Raw genomic sequence first — 19,516 nt, 5'->3', positions numbered from 1 at the left:
GACCCTGAAGCTTCTGTCCGCCTGGCCCGCGCGCCTGCTGGCGCTCGCCGCCGGCCTGGCGGCCGGGTTCGCTCACCCGCCGTTCGGACTGCTGCCCGGCCTGCTGGGCTACGCCCTCTTGCTGGGTTTGATCGAGACCGAGGGTGCTCGGCCGAAGCGCTCGGCCTTCTTCCGGGGCTGGCTGGCCGGGGTCGGCTATTTCGCGGTCGGCGTCTGGTGGATCACCGAGCCCTTCCAGGTGGACGCCGCCAACCAGGGTTGGATGGCGCCCTTCGCCCTGATGTTCATGGCCGGGGGCCTCGCCCTGTTCTGGGGTCTGGCGGCCCTAGCCTACCGGTGGGCGGCGCCCAGAGGCCCCTGGAGGGTGCTGGCGTTCGCCGGGATCCTCGCGGCGCTGGAATGGACGCGGGGGCATGTCTTGACGGGCTTTCCCTGGAACCTGCCGGGCGAGACCTGGCCGGCGGGCGGTATGGTGTCCCAGGCCGCGGCCATCGTCGGCGCCTACGGTCTCACCTGGATCACCCTGGCGATCGCCGCGGCTCCGATCCTGATCCTGGACGCCGCGCCGCGCCGGACGCGGGCCGTGGCGGTGGGGATCGCCGCCCTGGCCCTGGCGGGCCTCCATGTCGCCGGCGCCGCGCGGTTGGCCGCCGCGCCCGCTCCGGCCGCCGATGCGCCGCGGGTGCGCATCGTCCAGGCCAATATCGATCAGAAGGACAAGTGGAAGCCCGAGAACCTCGACGCGATCGTCGCGGCCTACGGGCGGCTCACCCGCCAGGGCGGGGCGACGCCGCAGATCGTGGTCTGGCCGGAAGGCGCCCTGCCGGCGGTGATCGACGATCTGCTGGCGCCCGGCAGCCCCTACGTGGACCGACTGGCCGAGGCGGTGGCGCCGGGCCAGACCCTGCTGATGGGCGCCAACCGCGCCGGGCTCTCGCCGACCGGCGGCGTGGACTATTTCAACAGCCTGGTCGCCCTGCGCCGCGAGGGGAGCGGGTTCACGGTCACCGGGGTCTATGACAAGCACCGGCTGGTGCCGTTCGGCGAGTTCCTGCCCCTTGGCGACCTGGCGACCCGGTTGGGGATCCGCAGCCTGGTCCACATGCCCGAGGACTTCACCGCCGGCCCCGAGCCCCGGCCGCTGGCGCCGCGCGGCCTGCCCGCCTTTCAACCGCTGATCTGCTACGAGGCCCTGTTCCCGCACTTCTCCGGGGTGGCGGCGCAACGGGCGGGGCTGCGGCCGGCCTGGCTGCTCAACGTCTCCAACGACGCGTGGTTCGGCGGGACCAGCGGGCCGCTGCAGCACCTGAATATCGCCAGCTACCGGGCCATCGAGGAGGGCCTGCCCATCGTGCGGGCCACGCCCACGGGCGTCTCGGCCATGATCGACGCCCACGGACGCACCAAGGCCAAGCTTGGCCTGGGTATGGAAGGGGTGATCGACGCGGCGCTGCCCGCAGCCCTGCCGACGACCCCGTATTCCCGCTTCGGGGACGCCGCTTTCGCCGCGATGTTGCTCATTTCAGGGGCGATTCTGGCGCTGGGGCGGGTCAGGCGCCGGCCTTGAAATGACGGGGTCGTCAATTTTTTGACGGTCAGGCTCCCCTTCGTCTAGGGTTAGGGATGGCCAAGGAACCCGACGCTGCCCCCAACCCGGTCGATCTGCATGTGGGTCTGCGCATTCGACTGCGCCGGAAGGAGATGGGCGTCAGCCAGGAAAGGCTCGCCGAGGCCATCGGCCTGACCTTCCAGCAGGTGCAGAAGTACGAGCGCGCCGCCAACCGGGTCTCGGCCTCCAAGCTCTATGAGATGGCCCGGGCGCTGAAGACCACCATCGCCTATTTCTACGAAGGCCTGCCCGAGGGCGACGCGGTGGGGCTGGAGGCCGTGGAAGCCAGGCCCGGCGCCCAGGCCTTCCTGCTCACCGCCGAGGGCCTGGAACTGGCCGACACCTTCCCCAAGATCCGCCGCGCCCGAGTGCGCCGGCGCATCCTCGACCTGGTGCGCGCCATGGTCGAGGAGGAGGACGAGGCCTAGGGCGCCTTAACCAAGCGCGGAATGCTCGCGCTTGCGGGATATAAGGATTTCTTTATAGGTTCGCGCCGACGTTCAGTCGGATCGCCCGGAAGCGGTGGTCCGCGCCCATTTTCCGGAGCTATCGTCTTGAGCCGTTCCTCCTATATCTTCACCAGCGAAAGCGTGTCCGAAGGCCATCCGGACAAGGTGGCCGACCGCATCTCCGATACGGTCGTGGACGCCTTCCTGGCCGCCGAGCCCGAGGCTCGGGTGGCCTGCGAGACCCTGGTGACCACGAACCGCATCGTGCTGGCCGGGGAAGTGCGCGCCGGCAAGCCGGGCAGCTCCAAGGCCGAGAGCAAGCAGCTCACCAAGGACATCCTGGCCAGCCTGGAGCCCAAGGTCCGCGCCGCGGTGAAGGACATTGGCTATGCCCAGAAGGGCTTCCACTGGGAAAAGGCCAGGTTCCAGAACTACCTGCACGCCCAGTCGGCCGACATCGCCGTGGGCGTGGACTCGACCGACAAGAAGGAAGAGGGCGCCGGCGACCAGGGCATCATGTTCGGCTACGCCTGCGACGAGACCCCGGCCCTGATGCCGGCCACCCTGCAGTTCTCCCACGACATCCTGCGCCGTCTGGCCGAGGTCCGTCACTCAGGCGAGTGCGAGGCCCTGGAGCCCGACGCCAAGAGCCAGGTGACCGTGCTCTATCAGGACGGCCGGCCGGTCGAGATCCTGCAGATCGTGGTCTCCACCCAGCACAAGAAGAAGATCGGCGACCTCGGGGCCAATTCGAAGCGCATCCAGGCGCTGATCAAGCCCTATGTGGAAAGCGTCCTGCCCGCCGGTCTGCTGACCAAGAAGACCAAGTGGCACGTCAACCCGACCGGCCGTTTCCTGATCGGCGGCCCGGACGGCGACGCCGGCATCACCGGCCGCAAGATCATCGTCGACACCTATGGCGGCGCCTCGCCGCACGGCGGCGGCGCGTTCTCCGGCAAGGACCCGACCAAGGTCGACCGCTCGGCGGCCTACGCCTGCCGCTACCTGGCCAAGAACGTCGTGGCCTCGGGCCTGGCGCGTAAGTGCACCATCCAGATCAGCTACGCCATCGGCGTCGCCAACCCGCTCAGCTTCTATGTGGACCTGCACGGCACCGGCGAGGTCGATCCGACCAAGCTGGAGCTCGCCCTGCCGCAGATGATCGGCGGCGCCACGCCGCGCGCCATCCGTGAGCACCTCGGGCTCAACCGCCCGATCTACGCCCGCACCGCGGCCTATGGCCATTTCGGCCGCCAGCCGGACAACGAAGGCGGCTTCTCCTGGGAAAAGACCGACCTGGTCGACCAGCTGAAGGGCCTGGCCTGATCCCATAGGCGCGTCGACTCGAGCAGGGCCGTCGCGTGACAACGCGGCGGCCTTTGTCATTGCGGCCCCGGCGGGGTAGAGGCCGCCCATGGAAGAGACCGCCCATCCGTTGATGCGCTCCTACGGGCGCATCAAGTCGCGCCCGATCAAGCCGCGCCAAGCCGCCCTTGTGGAGACCCTGCTGCCGCAGATCCGCGCGCCGCAGGTCCCCTTCGATCCGCGCGAGCTGATGCCGGAGGCGCGCGAGGTCTGGCTGGAGATCGGCTTCGGCGGCGGCGAGCATATGGCGGCCCAGGCCGGCCGCGCGGCCGAGGTGCTGATCATCGGCTGCGAACCGTTCCTGAACGGGGTTGCCAGCGCCGTGCGCCACGTTTCCGAACAGGGCCTGAAGAACGTCCGTATCCAGGACGGCGACGCGCGCGAGCTGATCGCCCACCTGCCGGACGCCAGCCTGGAGCGGGTCTTCATCCTGTTCCCCGACCCCTGGCCCAAGGCGCGCCACCACAAGCGGCGCATCCTGCAGCCCGAGGTGCTGGAAGACCTGGCCCGGGTGCTGAAGCCGGGCGGGCGCCTGCGCTTCGCCACCGACGTGGCGGGCTATGCCGACTGGGCGCTGGAACGCGTCCTGGCCTCGCCCCACTTCGAATGGCAGGCGGAGCGGGCCGACGACTGGCGTACGCCGCCCGCCGACCACATCACCACCCGCTATGAGGAAAAGCGCCTGGGCGACTGCGCCCCGGTGTTCTTCGACTTCGTTCGCAAATAGGCGCGGGCCAGATCCTCCCCCAGCGCGCAGCGCGACTTTGGGGGAGGTGGCTCGGAGCGAAGCGGAGAGTCGGAGGGGGTTGAAGGGCGCCGAAGCGAGTCAAAGTCCCCCTCAGTCAGCTTCGCTGACAGCTCCCCCAGAGGGGGAGCATCTCTAATCCCGATGCTAGCCGACTGGAGAGCTAGTCCTTCCAGCCCTTGCCGGCGGCGTTGGCGCGTTCGATGCCCTGGCGGATCAGCTCGCCGGTTTCCTCGGGATCGGCCCAGCGGACGATCTCCACCGACTTGCCCTTTTCCAGGTCCTTATAGTGCTGGAAGAAGTGGGCGATCTGCTCGGTGAGGATGGTCGGCAGGCCTCGCCAGGAATCCACGCCGGCGTAGAACGGGTGCAGCTTGTCCACCGGCACGGCCAGGACCTTCTCGTCGCCACCGGCCTCGTCGACCATCATCAGGGTGCCGATCGGCCGCACGCGGATCACCGCGCCGGGCACCACCGGGGTCGGACCCACCACCAGCACGTCCATCGGATCGCCGTCGTCGGACAGGGTGTGGGGGATGAAGCCGTAATTGCCTGGATAGTACATGGCCGTGTGCAGGAAGCGGTCGACGAAGATCGCCCCGGATTCCTTGTCCAGCTCATACTTCACCGGCTCGCCGCCCTGCGGGATCTCGATGATGGCGTTGACGTCGTAGGGCGGGTTCACGCCGACGGGGATCTTGGTGATGTCCATGGGGAGGAGGACCTTGTCCGAACACAAAAAAAGAAAGCGGGCGGTGTGTGGACCAAGACGGGCGGAGAGGGAAGGGCGCCAGAGCGTCAGCGGACGCAAATCCTTGCAACTGCGCGATGGACGCACCGTGTCGACACCCCGTGACAAGCCTCCGTCCGCGCGCTATACAGGCCTCCACATCGTCCGTTAGCGCTGGATAGCGCCTACGAGCGGCAGGCTTCGGCCCGGCCGCTTTTTTGTTGCCGGAGAGCGGCCAAGCTTATGCGTGGCAAGACCGCAGAGGATCAAAAGCTCCTGGAGCTGCTCGACCCCGTGGCCGAAGCCGCCGGCTATGAGATCGTGCGCCTGCGCCTGATGGGCGGCGAGCACGCCCGGCGCCTGCAGATCATGGCCGAGACGCCCGACGGCGAGATGGTGGTCGAGGACTGCGCGCGGCTCAGCCGGGCCATCTCCGAGATCATGGACGCCGCCGACCCGATCTCCGGGGAGTATACGCTGGAGGTCTCCTCGCCTGGGGTCGACCGGCCGCTGACCCGGCTGAAGGACTTCGCCAACTATGAGGGCCACGAGGCCCGCATCGAACTCGACCGCGTGGCCGAGGGACGCAAGCGCTTCCGCGGCGTCCTGGCCGGGGTGGAAGACGAGAACATCGCCATCGACCTGGAAGGGGAGGAGGCGACCGCCCTGGTCCCCTTCGCCTGGGTGGTCGAGGCCAAGCTGATCCTGACCGATGCGCTGATGAAGCGCGGCGCCGAAGAGCGCGCCGCCCGCCTCGTCGGCGACGACCCGCAACAAGAGACCTCCGAATAAAGGACGACACCCATGAGCCTGACCGGCATCTCCGCCAACCGGCTTGAACTGCTCCAGATCGCCGAGGCCGTGGCCCGCGAAAAGTCGATCGACAAGGAGATCGTCATCGAGGCGATCGAGGAGGCGATCCAGAAGGGCGCGCGCTCGCGTTACGGCGCCGAGCACGACATCCGGGTCCATATCGATCCCAAGACCGGCGAGACCACCGTCAAGCGGGTGGTCACCATCGTCGATGACGGGGTGAGCTGGGACGTCGAGGCCGGCGAAGAGGAGCCGGTCGGCATCATGCGCCTCTCGGACGCCAAGCGCGTCTACAAGGACGCCGCGGTCGGCAAGACCTACGAAGAGATCCTGCCGCCCTTCGAGTTCGGCCGGGTGCAGACCCAGATGGCTCGCCAGGTGGTGACCGGCAAGGTCCGCGAGGCCGAGCGCGAGCGCCAGTTCGAGGAGTTCAAGGACCGGGTCGGCGAGATCGTCAACGGCGTGGTCAAGCGGGTCGAGTACGGCAACACCGTCGTCGACCTTGGCCGCGGCGAAGGCATCATGCGCCGCGACCAGTCGATCCCGCGCGAGAACTTCAATATCGGCGACCGGATCCGCTGCTACATCTACGACGTCCGTCGCGAGACCAAGGGCCCGCAGATCCTGCTCAGCCGCGCCCATGGCGGCTTCATGGCCAAGCTGTTCGCGCAGGAAGTTCCCGAGGTGTATGACGGCGTGATCGAGATCCGCGCCGTGGCCCGCGATCCGGGCTCGCGCGCCAAGATGGCCGTGGTTTCCAACGACAGCTCCATCGATCCCGTCGGCGCCTGCGTCGGCATGCGCGGCTCGCGCGTGCAGGCGGTGGTGGCCGAACTGCAGGGCGAGAAGATCGACATCATCCAGTGGAGCCCGGACGAGGCGACCTTCATCGTCAACGGCCTCGCCCCCGCCGAAGTCTCCAAGGTGGTGATGGACGAGGAGGACGAGCGCGTAGAGGTGGTGGTTCCCGACGAGCAGCTGTCGCTGGCCATCGGCCGTCGCGGCCAGAATGTCCGCCTGGCCAGCCAACTCACCGGCTGGCAAATCGACATCATGACCGAGAGCCAGGAAAGCGAGCGCCGCCAGCGCGAGTTCTCCGAGCGCACCCAGCTGTTCCAGGAAGCCCTGGACGTCGACGAGGTCATCGCCCAACTGCTGGTCACCGAGGGCTTCGCCACGGTGGAAGATGTCGCCTATGTGGACGCCTCGGAAATCGCGGCCATCGAAGGCTTCGACGAGGACACCGGCGAGGAAATCCAGGCCCGCGCTCGCGACTTCCTTGAGAAGATCGCCGCCGAATACGACTCCAAGCGCACGGCGCTCGGCGTCGAGGACGCCCTGCTGGAGATCGAGGGCGTCACCCTGCCCATGGCCGTGGCCCTGGGCGAAGGCGACGTGAAGTCCGTCGAGGACCTCGCCGGCCTGATCCCCGACGACCTGCGCGGCTGGTTCGAGACCAAGGACGGCGAGCGGGTGCGTGAGAAGGGCATCCTGGAAAGCTTCAACATGGACCCGGCCGACGCCGAGGCGCTGATTATGCGCGCCCGCGTCGCCATGGGCTGGGTCGAGGCGCCGGAACCCGTGGTCGAGGTCGAGGAAGAGGTCGAGTACAACGAGGCCGAGGCCGTGTTCGGCCAGCGTCCGGCCGCCGCGGTCGCGCCCGAAGCTGACGCCGAGGCGGTCGCCGAGGCCGAACCCGATCAGCCCACGGAGGCCTAAGGACCCTGTTGAACGCCCCCGCAACCCTGGCGGAAGCCGCTCGCGAGCGTCGCGACATCGTCTCGGGCGAGGTGATGGACGAGGCGCGCCTGCTGCGCTTCGTCGCCGGACCGGGGGCCATCGTGGTTCCCGACCTGGCGCGCAAGCTGCCGGGACGGGGGCTATGGGTCGAAGCGACGCGGGCGGGGGTCGAGGCCGCGGCCAAGAAAGGCCTGTTCTCGCGGGCCGCCAAGACCAAGCTGGCGGCCGGGCCGGGCCTGGCCGATCAGGTCGAAACCCTGCTGCGGAAACGCCTCCTGGACGGCCTGGGCCTTGCCAAGCGGGCCGGAGATCTTATCTCGGGCTATGAGAAGGTCGCCGCCAGCCTGAGCGCCGGCAGGACCGCCTGGCTGATCGAGGCCGCCGATGGCGCGCCGGACGGCCGGCGCAAGATTCTGAATGTGGCCCGCAAGTCACCCAAGCCGGTCGAGGTCTTCGGACTCTTCGGCGTCGAGGAATTGGGTTTGGCCTTGGGGGGCGAGAATGTGATACACACCGCCTTCCTTGCGGGGCGCGGCGCCGATCGTTGGACATTCGATGTCCGGCGCCTGTCCGGCTTCAGCCCGCTTACTCCTGAGAGTTGGCGCGAGGAAAAGCCTTCTGAGGCGGGCGGAACCTAAGGCGGTTTCGCGCGCCTAGACCTATTCGAGATGATTGGTCGGGACCGTCCCGGCCGTAAGTTAAAGCGAGCGCATGAGCGACGAGAACGACAACGGCCGAGCCCCCGGCGGGCGAGCTCCCCTGACCCTCAAGCCCCGTGGGGCCGGTTCGGTCAGCGCGGGCACGGTGAAGCAGAGCTTCAGCCACGGCCGCTCCAAGACGGTGGTCGTCGAGACCAAGCGCGCGCGCACCCACACTGCGCCGGCGGGCAATCTTGCTGCGCCGTCCTCGGCCGAGAAGCGCACCTTCACGCCGCCGCCGGCCTCCTCGCCGCGTCCGGCCTCGCCCTCGGGCGACGGATCGGGCCTTTCGGCCGACGAGCAGCGCGCCCGCCAGCGCGCCATTGAACTGGCTCGCGAACATCAGGCCCGCCAGGCCGCCGAGCAGCAGGCCCGCGAAGAGCGCGCCCGGACCGAGGCCGCGGCGTCCGCCGCCGCCGCCAAGGCTGCTGACAAGGTCGCCGAAGCCCCCGCGGCTCCGACCCCCGCGGCGCCGCCGCCCGTCGTTGCGCCTGAAGCGCCCGCGCCCGTCGCCACGGCCCCGGAGGCTCCGGCCCCCGTCGCCCAGGCGCCGACGCCGGTCGCCGCGCCGCCGGCCGCGCCACGCGCCGAGGCTCCGCGTCCGGCTCCGACCGCCGCTCCGGCGGCGGGCCAGACCCGTACCTACGAGCCCTCCCGCGAACGCCGCGACGACCGGGCCTCGACCACCACCTATCGTCCGGAGCGTTCGCCCGGTCGGTTCGAGAACACCAACTTCGGCCAGCGCGCGCCGCGGCCCGATCAGGGCGGCTATCAGCAGCGTCCGCCGCAGGGCGACGCCCGGCCGCAGGGCGACCGGGCCCCCCCGCGTCCGCAAGGCGACCGCCCGCAGGGCGACCGTCCGCGTCCGACCGGCGAGCCCGTACGCTATTCGGCCCTGTCGCCGCGTCCCGCGCCTGGCGGCGCCGGCCGTCCCGGGGATCGTCCCGGTGGAGCGCGTCCGGCCCGAGGCGCCGCCCCCAACGCGCCGCCCGCCACGCCTGAGATCCAGCGCGCCACCCGCCAGGCCCCTCGGCCCGGCGGCGGCGACACCGCGCGTCGACCCGACGATGACGAGGATACGCGCCGCAAGGCCGCGGCCGCGCCGAACAAGGCCATCTCCCGCGTCAAGGGCGCCCAGCAGCGCCGTGAAGGCCGCCTTACCATCCAGGCCGTGGCCGGGGACGATGAGGGCGCCGTCGAGCGGATGCGTTCGCTGGCCTCGGTTCGCCGGGCCCGCGAGCGGGAGCGTGAGAAGCGCAAGGGCGGCGGCCAGGAAGCCGCCCGCGCCGCGCGCGAAGTTGTCATTCCCGACGTCATCACCGTGGCGGAGCTCGCCAACCGGATGGCGACCCGCGGCGTGGAGATCATCAAGTTCCTGATGCGTCAGGGCGTGATGCTCAAGATCAACGACGTCATCGACAACGACACCGCCGAGCTGGTGGCCACCGAATTCGGCCACACGGTCCGCCGCGTGTCCGAGGCCGACGTGGAAGAAGGCTTCATCGGCGAAGAGGATGTCGACGTTCACCTGCTGCCGCGTCCCCCCGTGGTGGCGGTCATGGGTCACGTCGACCACGGCAAGACCTCGCTGTTGGACGCCCTGCGCTCGGCCGATGTGGCGGCCGGCGAACACGGCGGCATCACCCAGCATATCGGCGCCTATCAGGTGCGGTTGGAGAACGGCCAGGCCGTGACCTTCCTCGACACCCCCGGCCACGCGGCGTTCTCCGCCATGCGGGCGCGCGGCGCCGACGTCACCGACATCGTGGTGCTGGTGGTGGCCGCCGACGACGGCGTCATGCCCCAGACCATCGAGGCCATCCAGCACGCCAAGGCTTCCGGCGCGCCGATCATCGTGGCGATCAACAAGATCGACAAGCCGGGCGCCAACCCGACCAAGGTGATCAACGAGCTGCTGCAGCACGAGATCGTGGTGGAAAGCCTGGGCGGCGAAACCCAGGCCATCCAGGTCTCGGCGACCGAGAAGATGGGCCTGGACGACCTAATCGAGGGTATCCTCCTCCAGGCCGAGGTCATGGACCTGAAGGCCAATCCGGACCGCACCGCCGACGGCACCGTCATCGAGGCCAAGCTGGATCGGGGCCGTGGCGCGGTCTCCACCGTCCTGGTCAAGCGGGGCACCCTGAAGCGCGGCGACATCGTGGTGGCCGGCTCCAACTTCGGCCGTGTGCGCGCCCTGCTCAACGAGCGGGACGAGCAACTGGACGCCGCCGGCCCCTCGGTTCCGGTGGAGATTCTCGGCCTGGACGGCACGCCGTCGCCGGGCGAGCCCTTCGCCGTGGTGGAAAACGAAGCCCGCGCCCGCGAGCTGACCGAGTACCGCACCCGGGTGAAGCGCGAGAAGGCCGGCTCGCCGGTCGCCGCCGGCGTGACCATGGCCGACTTCATGGCCAAGCTTCAGGACAAGAAGATCTCGGAGCTGCCGGTCATCATCAAGGCCGACGTGCAAGGCTCCGCCGAGGCCATCGTGGGCTCGCTGGATGCGCTCGCCACTGACGAGGTCCGCGCGCGGATCATCCTGCAGGGCGCCGGCGCGATCAGCGAGAGCGACGTCATGCTGGCCAAGGGCTCGGGCTCCCCGATCCTCGGCTTCAACGTCCGCGCCTCCAAGCAGGCCCAGGCGCTCGCCGAGCGCGAAGGCGTTGAGATCCGCTACTATGCGATCATCTACGACCTGATCGACGACATCAAAGGCGTGCTCTCGGGCATGCTGGCGCCGGAACAACGCGAAACCTTCCTGGGCAACGCGCGGGTCCTGCAGGTGTTCGACATCACCAAGGTCGGCCGGGTCGCCGGTTGCCGGGTCACCGAAGGCGTGGTGCGCCGCGGCGCCCGCGTCCGGATCATCCGCGAGGACATCGTGGTGCTGGAACTGGGGACGCTCAAGACCCTCAAGCGCTTCAAGGACGAGGTGGCCGAGGTCGGCTCCGGCGTCGAGTGCGGGATGTTCTTCGAGGGCTTCCAGGACATCAAGGAGAACGACGTCATCGAGTGCTTCAGCCTCGAAGAGGTCGCGCGCAGCCTCTGATTGGCCGCAAAGATCGTCAAAACCCTCCCGGCGACGGGAGGGTTTTTTCTTGCCCGCCGCCCGAGGTCCGCCATGCGCATCGCTCTTCTCACCGTCCTCGCCCTGACCCTCTCCGGCTGCGCCACGGTCCAGCGCTACGACGCGGCCAATGACGTTCACGCCCTGCTGGTCTCGATCCGCGACAATGACCGGCGAGCCTTCGACGCCCATGTGGACCGCCCGGCGCTCAAGCGGCAGATCGAGAGCCGGCTGCTTGCCGAGACTCGCCAGGCCGAGGCTAGGGACGGCCTGGCGGCGCTCAGCATCCTGCTCTCTCCGGTCGTGGCCGATGTGGCCGGCGAGCTGCTGGTCCAGCCCCGGGTGTTCCGGGCGGTGGCCGACTACTATGGCTATGGCCCCGACACCCCGATCCCCAGCGCCCTGGTCATCGGCGCCCAGCTCAAGCCGGCGGGCGAGGGCCGGGTCTGCGCCACCCGCAGTAAGGACGGCCCCTGCCTGCTGACCTTCACGCAGACCTCGGGGACCTGGCGGCTGTCGGGCTTCGAGGGCGATCTTTCCATGCTGCGGACCAAGCGCTGACCTGTGTAAGCTCGAGCTCCACCTTGGGGGAGCGGGCGATGGGCTACGAGGCCGCACTGGCGGACTATGAGGACACCGCGTTCACCCATGGCGGCCGGACGCGGCGGGTGTTCAAGAAGGGCTCCGGCCCCGCGGTCATCGTCATCCATGAGATGCCCGGCCTGCATCCCCTGGTCATCAAGTTCGCCGACCGGGTCGCGGCGTCGGGCATGACCGTCTATTGCCCCAGCCTGTTCGGCGAGCCGGGTCGGCCGGTCACCACCGGCTACGCCCTGCGCGAGTTGATCATCGGCATCTGCATCCGACGCGAGTTCAATGTCTGGGCCACCGACAGGTCGAGCCCCATCGTCGACTGGCTGAAGGCGCTCGCCCGAAAGGCGCACGCCGACTGCGGCGGCAGGGGTGTCGGGGCGGTGGGCATGTGCTTCACCGGCGGCTTCGCGCTCGCCATGATGACCGAGCCCTCGGTGGTGGCGCCGGTGCTCTCCCAGCCCTCCCTGCCCTTGGCCGGCAAGAACCCCAAACGAGGCGCGGCGATCGGCGTCTCGGCCGACGAGATCGCCTGCGCCCGCAAGCGGTTCGAGGGCGAGGACCTGTCGATGATCGGCCTGCGCTTCAAGAGCGACGCCTTCGTCCCCGACGCCCGGTTCGACACCTATCGTCGCGAGTTCGGCGACAGGTTCGAGGCCATCGAGCTGGAGGACGCGGATGCCGCCCCCGCGCAGATGAAGCCGCATTCGGTCCTGACCCTGCACCTGAAGGATGACGGCCCCACCAAGGCGGCGGAAGAGCGGGTGCTGGCCTTCTTCCGCGAACGGACCGGGGCGGCCTGACGGGGTGGACTTCCAGGCCCCACGCGACTAGAAGCCCGCCCTTCCCCTGAGCCAGCCGCGTCCGATCCGCGGCAAACCATTTTCCGACGAAGTGGCCACCGGTTCGTCGAAGAAAATGGTTCAACGAAAAAGTCTTGAGCCTTCTCCGATCCAAAGGGATCGGAAAGGCTCGGGGTCTTGAAAGGCCAAGCCATGAAGAAGAACAACGCCCCCCGCCCGCGCGGCGTGGCCGCAGGCCCCACCCAGCGCCAGCTACGAGCCGGCGAGCTGATGCGCCACGCCCTGGTGGAGATCATGCGCACGTCGGACTTTACCGACGTCGATCTGGCCGACCGCTCCGTGACCGTCACCGAGGTGCGGATGAGCCCCGACCTGCGCCACGCCGTCTGTTTCGTGGAGCCGCTGGGCGGCATCGACGCGGAAAAGGTGGTGGCGGCCATGAACCGGCACACCAAGTTCATCCGCGGCCAGCTGGGCCGGCGCATCGACATGAAGTTCACCCCCGACCTGAAGTTCCTGCACGACGAGAGCTTCAACGAAGCGACCCGGATCGGGGCCCTGTTCGACAATCCCAAGGTCCGCCAGGACCTGACCCCCGACGCGCCTTCCGACAGCTGGAAGGACGAGGACTGATGGCCCGACGCAAGAAGGGCGACGCCGTCTCGGGTTGGGTCTGTCTCGACAAGCCCTACGACCTGGGCTCCACCAGCGCGGTCACCCGGGTGCGAAGGATCTTCAACGCCCAGAAGGCCGGCCATGCCGGGACCCTGGACCCGCTCGCCACCGGCATCCTGCCGATCGCGCTGGGCGAGGCCACCAAGACCGTCGCCTTCCTGATGGACGCCGACAAGTCCTACCGCTTCACCGTCGCCTGGGGCACGACCACCGCCAGCTTCGACCGCGAGGGCGCGGTGACCGCCACGTCCGACGTGCGTCCGACCGCCGAGGCCGTCGCCGCCGCCCTGCCGGAGTTCATCGGCGAGATCCAGCAGGTCCCGCCCATCTATTCGGCGGTGAAGGTGGACGGCGAGCGAGCCTACGACCTGGCCCGGGCCGGGGAGAAGGTGGAGCTTTCGGCGCGCACCATCCAGGTCCACGACCTGCGCGTGGCCGGTGTCGTGGACGCCGACCACATCGAACTGGAAATGGACTGCGGCAAGGGCGCCTATGTCCGCGCCGTGGTCCGCGACCTCGCCGAGCGCCTGGGCGCCTGCGGCCATGTCAGCGCGCTGCGGCGAACGCGCGTCGGCCCGTTCCGCGAGGAAGATGCGATAACACTGGAATTGCTTGAGGATTTGGGCCATAAGGCCCGCTGCTTGGAGGCCCTGCTTCCGGTCGAGACCGCCCTGGACGACATCCCGGAGCTGGCCGTGACCACCGAAGACGCTTTCAAGCTCAAGCAGGGACGGCCGATCGTTCTCGTTCCCCGACAGGTTGAAGCGCTCAAGGCCCGGCTAAACCCCGGGACCCGAACCGTTTCGGCCATGGCGGACGGCGTGATGGTGGCGCTCTGCGAGATGCGCGCGGGCAAGCTCGAGCCCTCGCGGGTCTTTCATCTGGATAAGAGCGGAGACTAACCGATGTCGATTACTCTTGAGCGCAAAGCTGAGCTCATCAAGGCCCACGGCCGTTCCGACGGCGACACCGGAAGCGCCGAAGTGCAGGTTTCGATCCTCTCCGAGCGGATCGCCAACCTCACTGAGCACTTCAAGACCCACAAGAAAGACAACCATTCGCGCCGGGGCCTTCTGAAGATGGTCTCCCAGCGCCGCCGCCTTCTCGATCACCTGAAGCTCTCCGACGCCGGACGCTATCAGGCCCTGATCGAAAAGCTGGGTCTGCGCCGCTAAGACTTCGGTCGGCCCCCGGGAAAACCGGGGGCTTTGCGTATCAGGCCTATCCATAGCGCCGCTCGTTCCGCGACAGGCCGGAACGATCAAGCGGCGATCCGGGCGCCCATGGTCGGGCGCTCCGCTACACGCCGAGGGCTCAAGAAGTCCTCAACCCGCCCGTCAGTTGGAGAGGATTTCGGAAGTCCGACGCCCTGTCCGTCCCCGCCGGGAATACGCCCGCGGGATAGAAAGAAGAAAAATGTTCGATATCAAACGCAAGACCATCGAGTGGGGCGGCAAGACGCTCACCCTCGAAACCGGCCGCATGGCCCGTCAAGCCGACGGCGCCGTCCTGGCCACCTACGGCGAGACCATGGTGCTGGCCACCGCCGTCTTCGCCAAGAGCGCCAAGCCGGGTCAGGACTTCTTCCCCCTGACCGTGAACTACCAGGAGAAGTTCTACGCCGCGGGCAAGATCCCGGGCTCCTTCCCCCGCCGCGAGGGCGCGCCCTCGCAAAAGGAAACCCTGACCTCGCGCCTGATCGACCGTCCGATCCGCCCGCTGTTCGTCAAAGGCTTCAAGAACGAAGTCCAGGTCGTCACCACCGTGCTGGCCCACGACCTCGAGAATGATCCCGACATCGTCGCCCTGGTCGCGGCTTCCGCGGCCCTGGTGATCTCCGGCGCCCCGTTCATGGGCCCGATCGGCGCGGCCCGCGTGGGCTACGTCAACGGCGAGTACATCCTGAACCCGACTCTCGACGAGATGAAGGAATCGGCGATGGACCTGGTCGTCGCCTCGACCAGCGACGCCGTCATGATGGTTGAGTCCGAGATCCAGGAGCTCAGCGAAGACGAAGTCCTGAAGGGCGTCATGTTCGCCCATGCCGGCATCCAGCCCGTGATCGACGCGATCATCGAGCTGGCCGAGCACTCCGCCAAGGAGCCCTTCGAGTTCACGCCTGACGACACCGACGCCATCAAGGCCGAAGTGAAGAAGCTGATCGGCAAGGACCTCGCCGCGGCCTACAAGATCGTCGCCAAGGGCCAGCGTCAGGACGCGGTCTCCGCGGCCAAGGCCAAGGCCACCGAGAAGTTCGGCAAGTCCGACACCAATCCGGCCGGCATCGCCCCCGACAAGCTGGGCGGCGTGTTCAAGGAGCTGGAAGCCGACGTCGTCCGCCGCAACATCCTGGACACCGGCATCCGCATCGACGGGCGCACCGTCGACAAGGTCCGCCAGATCGTCTCGGAAGTGGGCGTCCTGCCCCGGGCCCACGGCTCGGCGCTGTTCACCCGCGGCGAGACCCAGGCCCTGGTCGTGGCCACCCTGGGCACCGGCGACGACGAGCAGCTGATCGACGCGCTGGAAGGCAAGTACTACGAGAAGTTCATGCTGCATTATAACTTCCCGCCGTTCTCGGTCGGGGAGACGGGCCGCATGGGCGCGCCGGGGCGCCGCGAAGTCGGCCACGGCAAGCTGGCCTGGCGGGCGATCCGTCCGATGCTGCCGAAGCAGGAAGACTTCCCCTACACGATCCGCCTGGTCTCGGAGATCTTCGAGTCCAACGGTTCCTCGTCCATGGCCTCGGTCTGCGGTTCCTCGCTGGCCCTGATGGACGCGGGGGTGCCCCTGAAGAAGCCGGTTTCCGGCATCGCCATGGGCCTGATCCTCGAGAAGGACGGCTTCGCGGTCCTGTCGGACATCCTGGGTGACGAAGACCACCTGGGCGACATGGACTTCAAGGTCGCCGGCACCGAGGACGGCATCACCTCCCTGCAGATGGACATCAAGATCGCCGGCATCACCGAAGCGATCATGAAGCAGGCGCTGGAACAGGCGAAGGGTGGCCGCAAGCACATCCTCGACGAGATGGCCAAGGCCATGGAAGCCCCGCGCACGGAACTGGGCGAGTTCGCCCCGAAGATCGAGACCATGAAGGTCCCGGTCGACAAGATCCGCGAAGTGATCGGTTCGGGCGGCAAGGTGATCCGCGAGATCGTGGAAAAGACCGGCGCCAAGGTCGACATCGAAGACGACGGCACGATCAAGGTCTCGGCCTCCGATCAGTCGAAGATCGACGCGGCCAAGGAGTGGATCAAGTCCATCGCCTCGGAACCCGAGCTGAACGCCATCTACACCGGCAAGGTCGTGAAGATCGTCGACTTCGGCGCCTTCGTGAACTTCTTCGGCGCCAAGGACGGCCTGGTCCACGTGAGCCAGATCTCCAACGAGCGCGTCGGCAAGGTGTCGGACGTCCTGACCGAGGGCCAGTCCGTGAAGGTCAAGCTCCTGGGCTTCGACGATCGCGGCAAGACCCGCCTCTCCATGAAGGTCGTCGACCAGGAGACCGGTGAAGACCTGTCGGCCAAGTCGCCGGCCGAGACCGAAGAAGCCTAAGGCTTTCAGGCCCAAGAGTTCGAGGGGGCGGCCGCAGCAATGCGGCCGCCCCTTTCGTTTGGGCCTAGCGCCGCCGGGCCTCGATCTCGTCGATCGGCTGATTCTCCACGGCGGCGATCTCGTTGCGCGCGCCGTCGGTGGCGTGGATGAGCTCGTCCAGCTTGGCCTGCAGGGCGGTGGTGTCGCGCCGGGCGTTGCGCTCGATGATGATGGCGATGATGAAGGTGATCAGCGTCGCCGCGGCGTGCCAGTCGAGGCTCTCGCGGTCGAAGATCGACCAGGCGCCAACGAAGAGGAGCATCGCCAGCAGCGATGAGGTGTGGGTGAGCACGCGGCCCGCCGCGTCCAGTGCCCGGCTTATGATCGTTACCTTCATCCTGCTAGAACGGCGAAGGCCCGATGGCGTTGCAGCTCGCGCTCCGCGCGCTAACCTCGCGCCATGTGCAACGAATTCGCCCGCCAGAAGCAGCTGGCCGACGCCATCGCCGAGTTCGACAAGCGCGCCTTGCCGCTGTTCGGGTGGCGCGACGGCCTGGTCCCCAACCTCGACGCCCAACCCTCGATCCGCATCCGCGACACCGCCGTGGTGGTGCGGCTGCGGGACGGAAGGCTCGAAGGCGACGCGGTCACCTGGGCCTGGCCCGGGCCGCGGGGCGCGCCGGTGTTCAATTTCCGCTCGGAGGGCCGGGACTTCTCCCTCAGCGACCGGGTCCTGGTCCTGGCCGACGGCTTCTTCGAGTACACCGCGCCCCAGGCCAAGGGCGTGAAGCTGAAGGATCGCCACCGCTTCACCCTGGCGGGGGCGGACTGGTTCTGGATCGCCGGCATCGTCAAGGAGGGCTGCTTCACTCTGCTGACCACGGAGCCGGGTCCGGACGTGAAGCCGTACCACGACCGCCAGATCGTCACCTTCGCGCCCCAGGCGGGCATGGATTGGCTGACCCTGGCCCGGCCGGAAGGCGAGCTGCTGCGGCCCGGGCCGGCGGGGACGCTCGTCGCCCAGACCCTGCGCAAGGATGGCGTCGACCTGGCCGCCTGAAACGCGAAAGGCCCGCCGGTGAGGGCGGGCCTTTGGCTTCCAGCCTGTTTCGGCGGGATCAGCCCCTGAGCTTGCGCAACAGCACGTCCACGTCGCGGGCGATGACCGGATCCTCCGCCTTCAGGCTCTCGATGCGGCGCACGGCGTGCAGCACCGTGGTGTGGTCGCGGCCGCCGAACCTGCGGCCGATGTCGGGGAGGGAGCGGGTGGTGATCTGCTTGGCGATCCACATGGCCACCTGGCGGGGCCTGGCGACCGCGCGGGCCCGGCGCTCGGAGATCATGTCGGCCTGCTTCAGCTGATAGTGCTCCGCGACCACCTTCTGGATCTGATCGACGGTGACCCGGCGCTCGTTACAGGCCAGGTGGGGGCGCAGGATGGTCTGGGCCTCGTCCAGGGTCAGGCGGGCGATATCCCCGCCCACGCGGGCGATCAGGGTGTTCAGCGCCCCTTCCAGCTCGCGGACGCTGTCGGTGAAGCGGTCGGCCAGGAACTGCAGGACCTCGGCCTTGGCGGAGGGCACGAAGCGGCCCTGGGCGGCCAGGGTGGCCAGCTTGCGCTCCAGGATGCCCAGGCGCAGCGTCCGGTCGGCCGGCTCAATGCCGCAGACCAGGCCCGACTGCAGATGGCTGCGCAGGCGCGGCTCCATCTCCGAGAGCTCGGCGGGCGAGCGGTCGGCGGTCATCACCACCCGGCGGCCGTCCTCGACCAGGGCCAGCAGGGTGTGGAACAGCTCCTCCTGGGTGGAGGTCTTGCCGGCCACGAACTGGACGTCGTCGATCAGCAGCAGGTCGGCGTTGCGCAGCTCGTCCTTGAAGGCCGCGGTCTGGCGGTCCTGGACGGCCTTGACGAAGGTCGTCGTGAAGCGCTCGGCGGTGATGTAGACCACGCGCTTGCCGGGACCGGTCTGCATGGCCTCCCAGGCGAGCGCGTTCAGCAGGTGGGTCTTCCCGAAGCCATAGGGGCCGTGGAAGATCACCGGATTGAAATGGCCGTCGGCCCAGGACGCCACCCGGCGGGCCACGGCGAAGGCGAACTCGTTGGCCGGGCCGGCCACGAAGGTCTCGAAGGAAAAGCGCTCCTGCAGGCCCTGCTGGCGGGCCGCGCGCGCTTCGAGGCTGGGCGCCGCGACCGGCGCCTCGATCTCGATGACATCGGTGTCCACGGCGATGAGCGAAGGAGAGGCCAGGGCCTGGGTCTCCGCATAGGCGCCCTGAGGTTGGGCGTCGAACTCCATGCGCGACTTCAGGTCGAGGCTGCGACCCATCGGGTCGTTCTGCGCCCACAGCTCACCGATGCGGCGCCAGGCATGACGACGAATCCAATCGCGAGCGACGCCGGTGGCGGCCACCAGGCACAGGTCCGACCCGCGTTCGCGCAGGGCGGCCTGGCCGAGCCACGATCCAAAGGTCGCTTCGCCCAGCTCCCGCTTCAGCGCGAGGCAGGTTTTCGTCCAGACAGCCCCCGCCGGCGCATCAGACATAGAACCCGCAATGCCACCATTGGCCATCATTCCAACCCCATCATGTGTCATCGGCCCAGCGCCCCCGCGACGGCTAACTTTGTTTAACGAACACAAAGCCTTATTCAGCGCGAGCATAGCCCTCGCCGCCGTCTGTTTTCATCCGAGATCA

General features: G+C 68.5%; 18 protein-coding genes. 15 read left to right on the top strand and 3 right to left on the bottom strand.

The features are described from left to right. Window positions 1-4: 4 nt before the first annotated feature. The 4 genes from lnt to trmB all read left to right on the top strand — a co-directional run bounded on the left by lnt (window position 5) and on the right by trmB (window position 4,150). Window positions 5-1,567, top strand: coding sequence for an apolipoprotein N-acyltransferase (gene lnt / locus M9M90_RS00090; protein WP_254837182.1), 1,563 nt, complete (start codon window positions 5-7; stop codon window positions 1,565-1,567). Window positions 1,568-1,623: 56 nt separating this feature from the next. After that, window positions 1,624-2,037, top strand: a complete 414-nt coding sequence (locus tag M9M90_RS00085; protein WP_254835137.1) for a helix-turn-helix domain-containing protein — start codon at window positions 1,624-1,626, stop codon at window positions 2,035-2,037. Between the two features lie 126 nt (window positions 2,038-2,163). Continuing rightward, a complete protein-coding gene (gene metK, locus M9M90_RS00080) occupies window positions 2,164-3,384 on the top strand; it encodes a methionine adenosyltransferase (protein ID WP_254835136.1) in 1,221 nt (406 codons plus the stop codon). Between the two features lie 88 nt (window positions 3,385-3,472). Then, on the top strand, window positions 3,473-4,150 hold the full coding sequence (gene trmB / locus M9M90_RS00075) for a tRNA (guanosine(46)-N7)-methyltransferase TrmB (RefSeq protein WP_254835135.1): 678 nt from the start codon (window positions 3,473-3,475) through the stop codon (window positions 4,148-4,150). Window positions 4,151-4,331: 181 nt separating this feature from the next. On the opposite strand, the gene ppa is transcribed toward trmB, so the two are convergent. Next, window positions 4,332-4,880: an inorganic diphosphatase gene (ppa, locus tag M9M90_RS00070; RefSeq protein WP_254835134.1), complete on the bottom strand. Its 549-nt coding sequence runs from the start codon at window positions 4,878-4,880 to the stop codon at window positions 4,332-4,334. 261 nt (window positions 4,881-5,141) lie between these two features. On the opposite strand from ppa, the gene rimP reads away from it, so the two are divergent. The 10 genes from rimP to pnp all read left to right on the top strand — a co-directional run bounded on the left by rimP (window position 5,142) and on the right by pnp (window position 16,843). Continuing rightward, window positions 5,142-5,690, top strand: coding sequence for a ribosome maturation factor RimP (gene rimP / locus M9M90_RS00065; protein ID WP_254835133.1), 549 nt, complete (start codon window positions 5,142-5,144; stop codon window positions 5,688-5,690). Window positions 5,691-5,702: 12 nt separating this feature from the next. Continuing rightward, on the top strand, window positions 5,703-7,430 hold the full coding sequence (nusA, locus tag M9M90_RS00060; RefSeq protein WP_254835132.1) for a transcription termination factor NusA: 1,728 nt from the start codon (window positions 5,703-5,705) through the stop codon (window positions 7,428-7,430). 8 nt (window positions 7,431-7,438) lie between these two features. Then, entirely contained in the window at window positions 7,439-8,089 is a 651-nt protein-coding gene (locus tag M9M90_RS00055; protein WP_256549220.1) for an RNA-binding protein, read from the top strand. A gap of 73 nt (window positions 8,090-8,162) precedes the next feature. Continuing rightward, the gene (infB, locus tag M9M90_RS00050) at window positions 8,163-11,198 is read left to right on the top strand and encodes a translation initiation factor IF-2 (protein WP_254835131.1); all 3,036 of its coding nucleotides are present in this window, start codon (window positions 8,163-8,165) and stop codon (window positions 11,196-11,198) included. A 72-nt stretch (window positions 11,199-11,270) separates the two neighbouring features. Next, complete coding sequence (locus M9M90_RS00045) at window positions 11,271-11,777, top strand: DUF2939 domain-containing protein (protein WP_254835130.1); 507 nt, start codon at window positions 11,271-11,273, stop codon at window positions 11,775-11,777. A gap of 38 nt (window positions 11,778-11,815) precedes the next feature. Beyond that, window positions 11,816-12,610 (top strand): dienelactone hydrolase family protein, encoded by a 795-nt coding sequence (locus M9M90_RS00040; protein WP_254835129.1) that lies wholly within the window; start codon window positions 11,816-11,818, stop codon window positions 12,608-12,610. A 192-nt stretch (window positions 12,611-12,802) separates the two neighbouring features. After that, window positions 12,803-13,243, top strand: a complete 441-nt coding sequence (rbfA, locus tag M9M90_RS00035) for a 30S ribosome-binding factor RbfA (protein WP_254835128.1) — start codon at window positions 12,803-12,805, stop codon at window positions 13,241-13,243. After that, entirely contained in the window at window positions 13,243-14,187 is a 945-nt protein-coding gene (gene truB, locus M9M90_RS00030) for a tRNA pseudouridine(55) synthase TruB (RefSeq protein ID WP_254835127.1), read from the top strand. The genes rbfA and truB overlap by 1 nt, the downstream gene beginning before the upstream one ends. Before the next feature lie 3 nt (window positions 14,188-14,190). Next, window positions 14,191-14,460, top strand: coding sequence for a 30S ribosomal protein S15 (rpsO, locus tag M9M90_RS00025; RefSeq protein ID WP_254835126.1), 270 nt, complete (start codon window positions 14,191-14,193; stop codon window positions 14,458-14,460). A 241-nt stretch (window positions 14,461-14,701) separates the two neighbouring features. After that, window positions 14,702-16,843 (top strand): polyribonucleotide nucleotidyltransferase, encoded by a 2,142-nt coding sequence (pnp, locus tag M9M90_RS00020; protein WP_254835125.1) that lies wholly within the window; start codon window positions 14,702-14,704, stop codon window positions 16,841-16,843. A gap of 64 nt (window positions 16,844-16,907) precedes the next feature. On the opposite strand, the gene M9M90_RS00015 is transcribed toward pnp, so the two are convergent. Then, window positions 16,908-17,174 carry a low affinity iron permease family protein gene (locus M9M90_RS00015; protein ID WP_254835124.1) on the bottom strand — a complete coding sequence of 89 codons (267 nt, stop codon included), beginning with the start codon at window positions 17,172-17,174 and terminating at the stop codon, window positions 16,908-16,910. 108 nt (window positions 17,175-17,282) lie between these two features. On the opposite strand from M9M90_RS00015, the gene M9M90_RS00010 reads away from it, so the two are divergent. Continuing rightward, a complete protein-coding gene (locus M9M90_RS00010) occupies window positions 17,283-17,882 on the top strand; it encodes an SOS response-associated peptidase family protein (RefSeq protein ID WP_254835123.1) in 600 nt (199 codons plus the stop codon). A 58-nt stretch (window positions 17,883-17,940) separates the two neighbouring features. On the opposite strand, the gene dnaA is transcribed toward M9M90_RS00010, so the two are convergent. Then, complete coding sequence (dnaA, locus tag M9M90_RS00005; RefSeq protein WP_254835122.1) at window positions 17,941-19,395, bottom strand: chromosomal replication initiator protein DnaA; 1,455 nt, start codon at window positions 19,393-19,395, stop codon at window positions 17,941-17,943. Window positions 19,396-19,516 lie beyond the last annotated feature (121 nt).

Source organism: Phenylobacterium sp. LH3H17 (genome assembly GCF_024298925.1).
Classification (GTDB): Bacteria; Pseudomonadota; Alphaproteobacteria; order Caulobacterales; family Caulobacteraceae; genus Phenylobacterium.
The sequence above is the reverse complement of the archived record's forward strand: the minus strand, read 5'-3'. Positions and strand labels throughout refer to the sequence as shown.

Bases quoted from the DNA above. Each gene is read 5' to 3' on its own strand.
- M9M90_RS00085 (WP_254835137.1), top strand. From the start codon at position 1,624: ATGGCCAAGGAACCCGACGCTGCCCCCAACCCGGTCGATCTGCATGTG.
- trmB (WP_254835135.1), top strand. From the start codon at position 3,473: ATGGAAGAGACCGCCCATCCGTTGATGCGCTCCTACGGGCGCATCAAG.
- ppa (WP_254835134.1), bottom strand. From the start codon at position 4,880: ATGGACATCACCAAGATCCCCGTCGGCGTGAACCCGCCCTACGACGTC.
- rimP (WP_254835133.1), top strand. From the start codon at position 5,142: ATGCGTGGCAAGACCGCAGAGGATCAAAAGCTCCTGGAGCTGCTCGAC.
- nusA (WP_254835132.1), top strand. From the start codon at position 5,703: ATGAGCCTGACCGGCATCTCCGCCAACCGGCTTGAACTGCTCCAGATC.
- infB (WP_254835131.1), top strand. From the start codon at position 8,163: ATGAGCGACGAGAACGACAACGGCCGAGCCCCCGGCGGGCGAGCTCCC.
- M9M90_RS00045 (WP_254835130.1), top strand. From the start codon at position 11,271: ATGCGCATCGCTCTTCTCACCGTCCTCGCCCTGACCCTCTCCGGCTGC.
- M9M90_RS00040 (WP_254835129.1), top strand. From the start codon at position 11,816: ATGGGCTACGAGGCCGCACTGGCGGACTATGAGGACACCGCGTTCACC.
- rbfA (WP_254835128.1), top strand. From the start codon at position 12,803: ATGAAGAAGAACAACGCCCCCCGCCCGCGCGGCGTGGCCGCAGGCCCC.
- truB (WP_254835127.1), top strand. From the start codon at position 13,243: ATGGCCCGACGCAAGAAGGGCGACGCCGTCTCGGGTTGGGTCTGTCTC.
- rpsO (WP_254835126.1), top strand. From the start codon at position 14,191: ATGTCGATTACTCTTGAGCGCAAAGCTGAGCTCATCAAGGCCCACGGC.
- pnp (WP_254835125.1), top strand. From the start codon at position 14,702: ATGTTCGATATCAAACGCAAGACCATCGAGTGGGGCGGCAAGACGCTC.
- M9M90_RS00010 (WP_254835123.1), top strand. From the start codon at position 17,283: ATGTGCAACGAATTCGCCCGCCAGAAGCAGCTGGCCGACGCCATCGCC.
- dnaA (WP_254835122.1), bottom strand. From the start codon at position 19,395: ATGATGGCCAATGGTGGCATTGCGGGTTCTATGTCTGATGCGCCGGCG.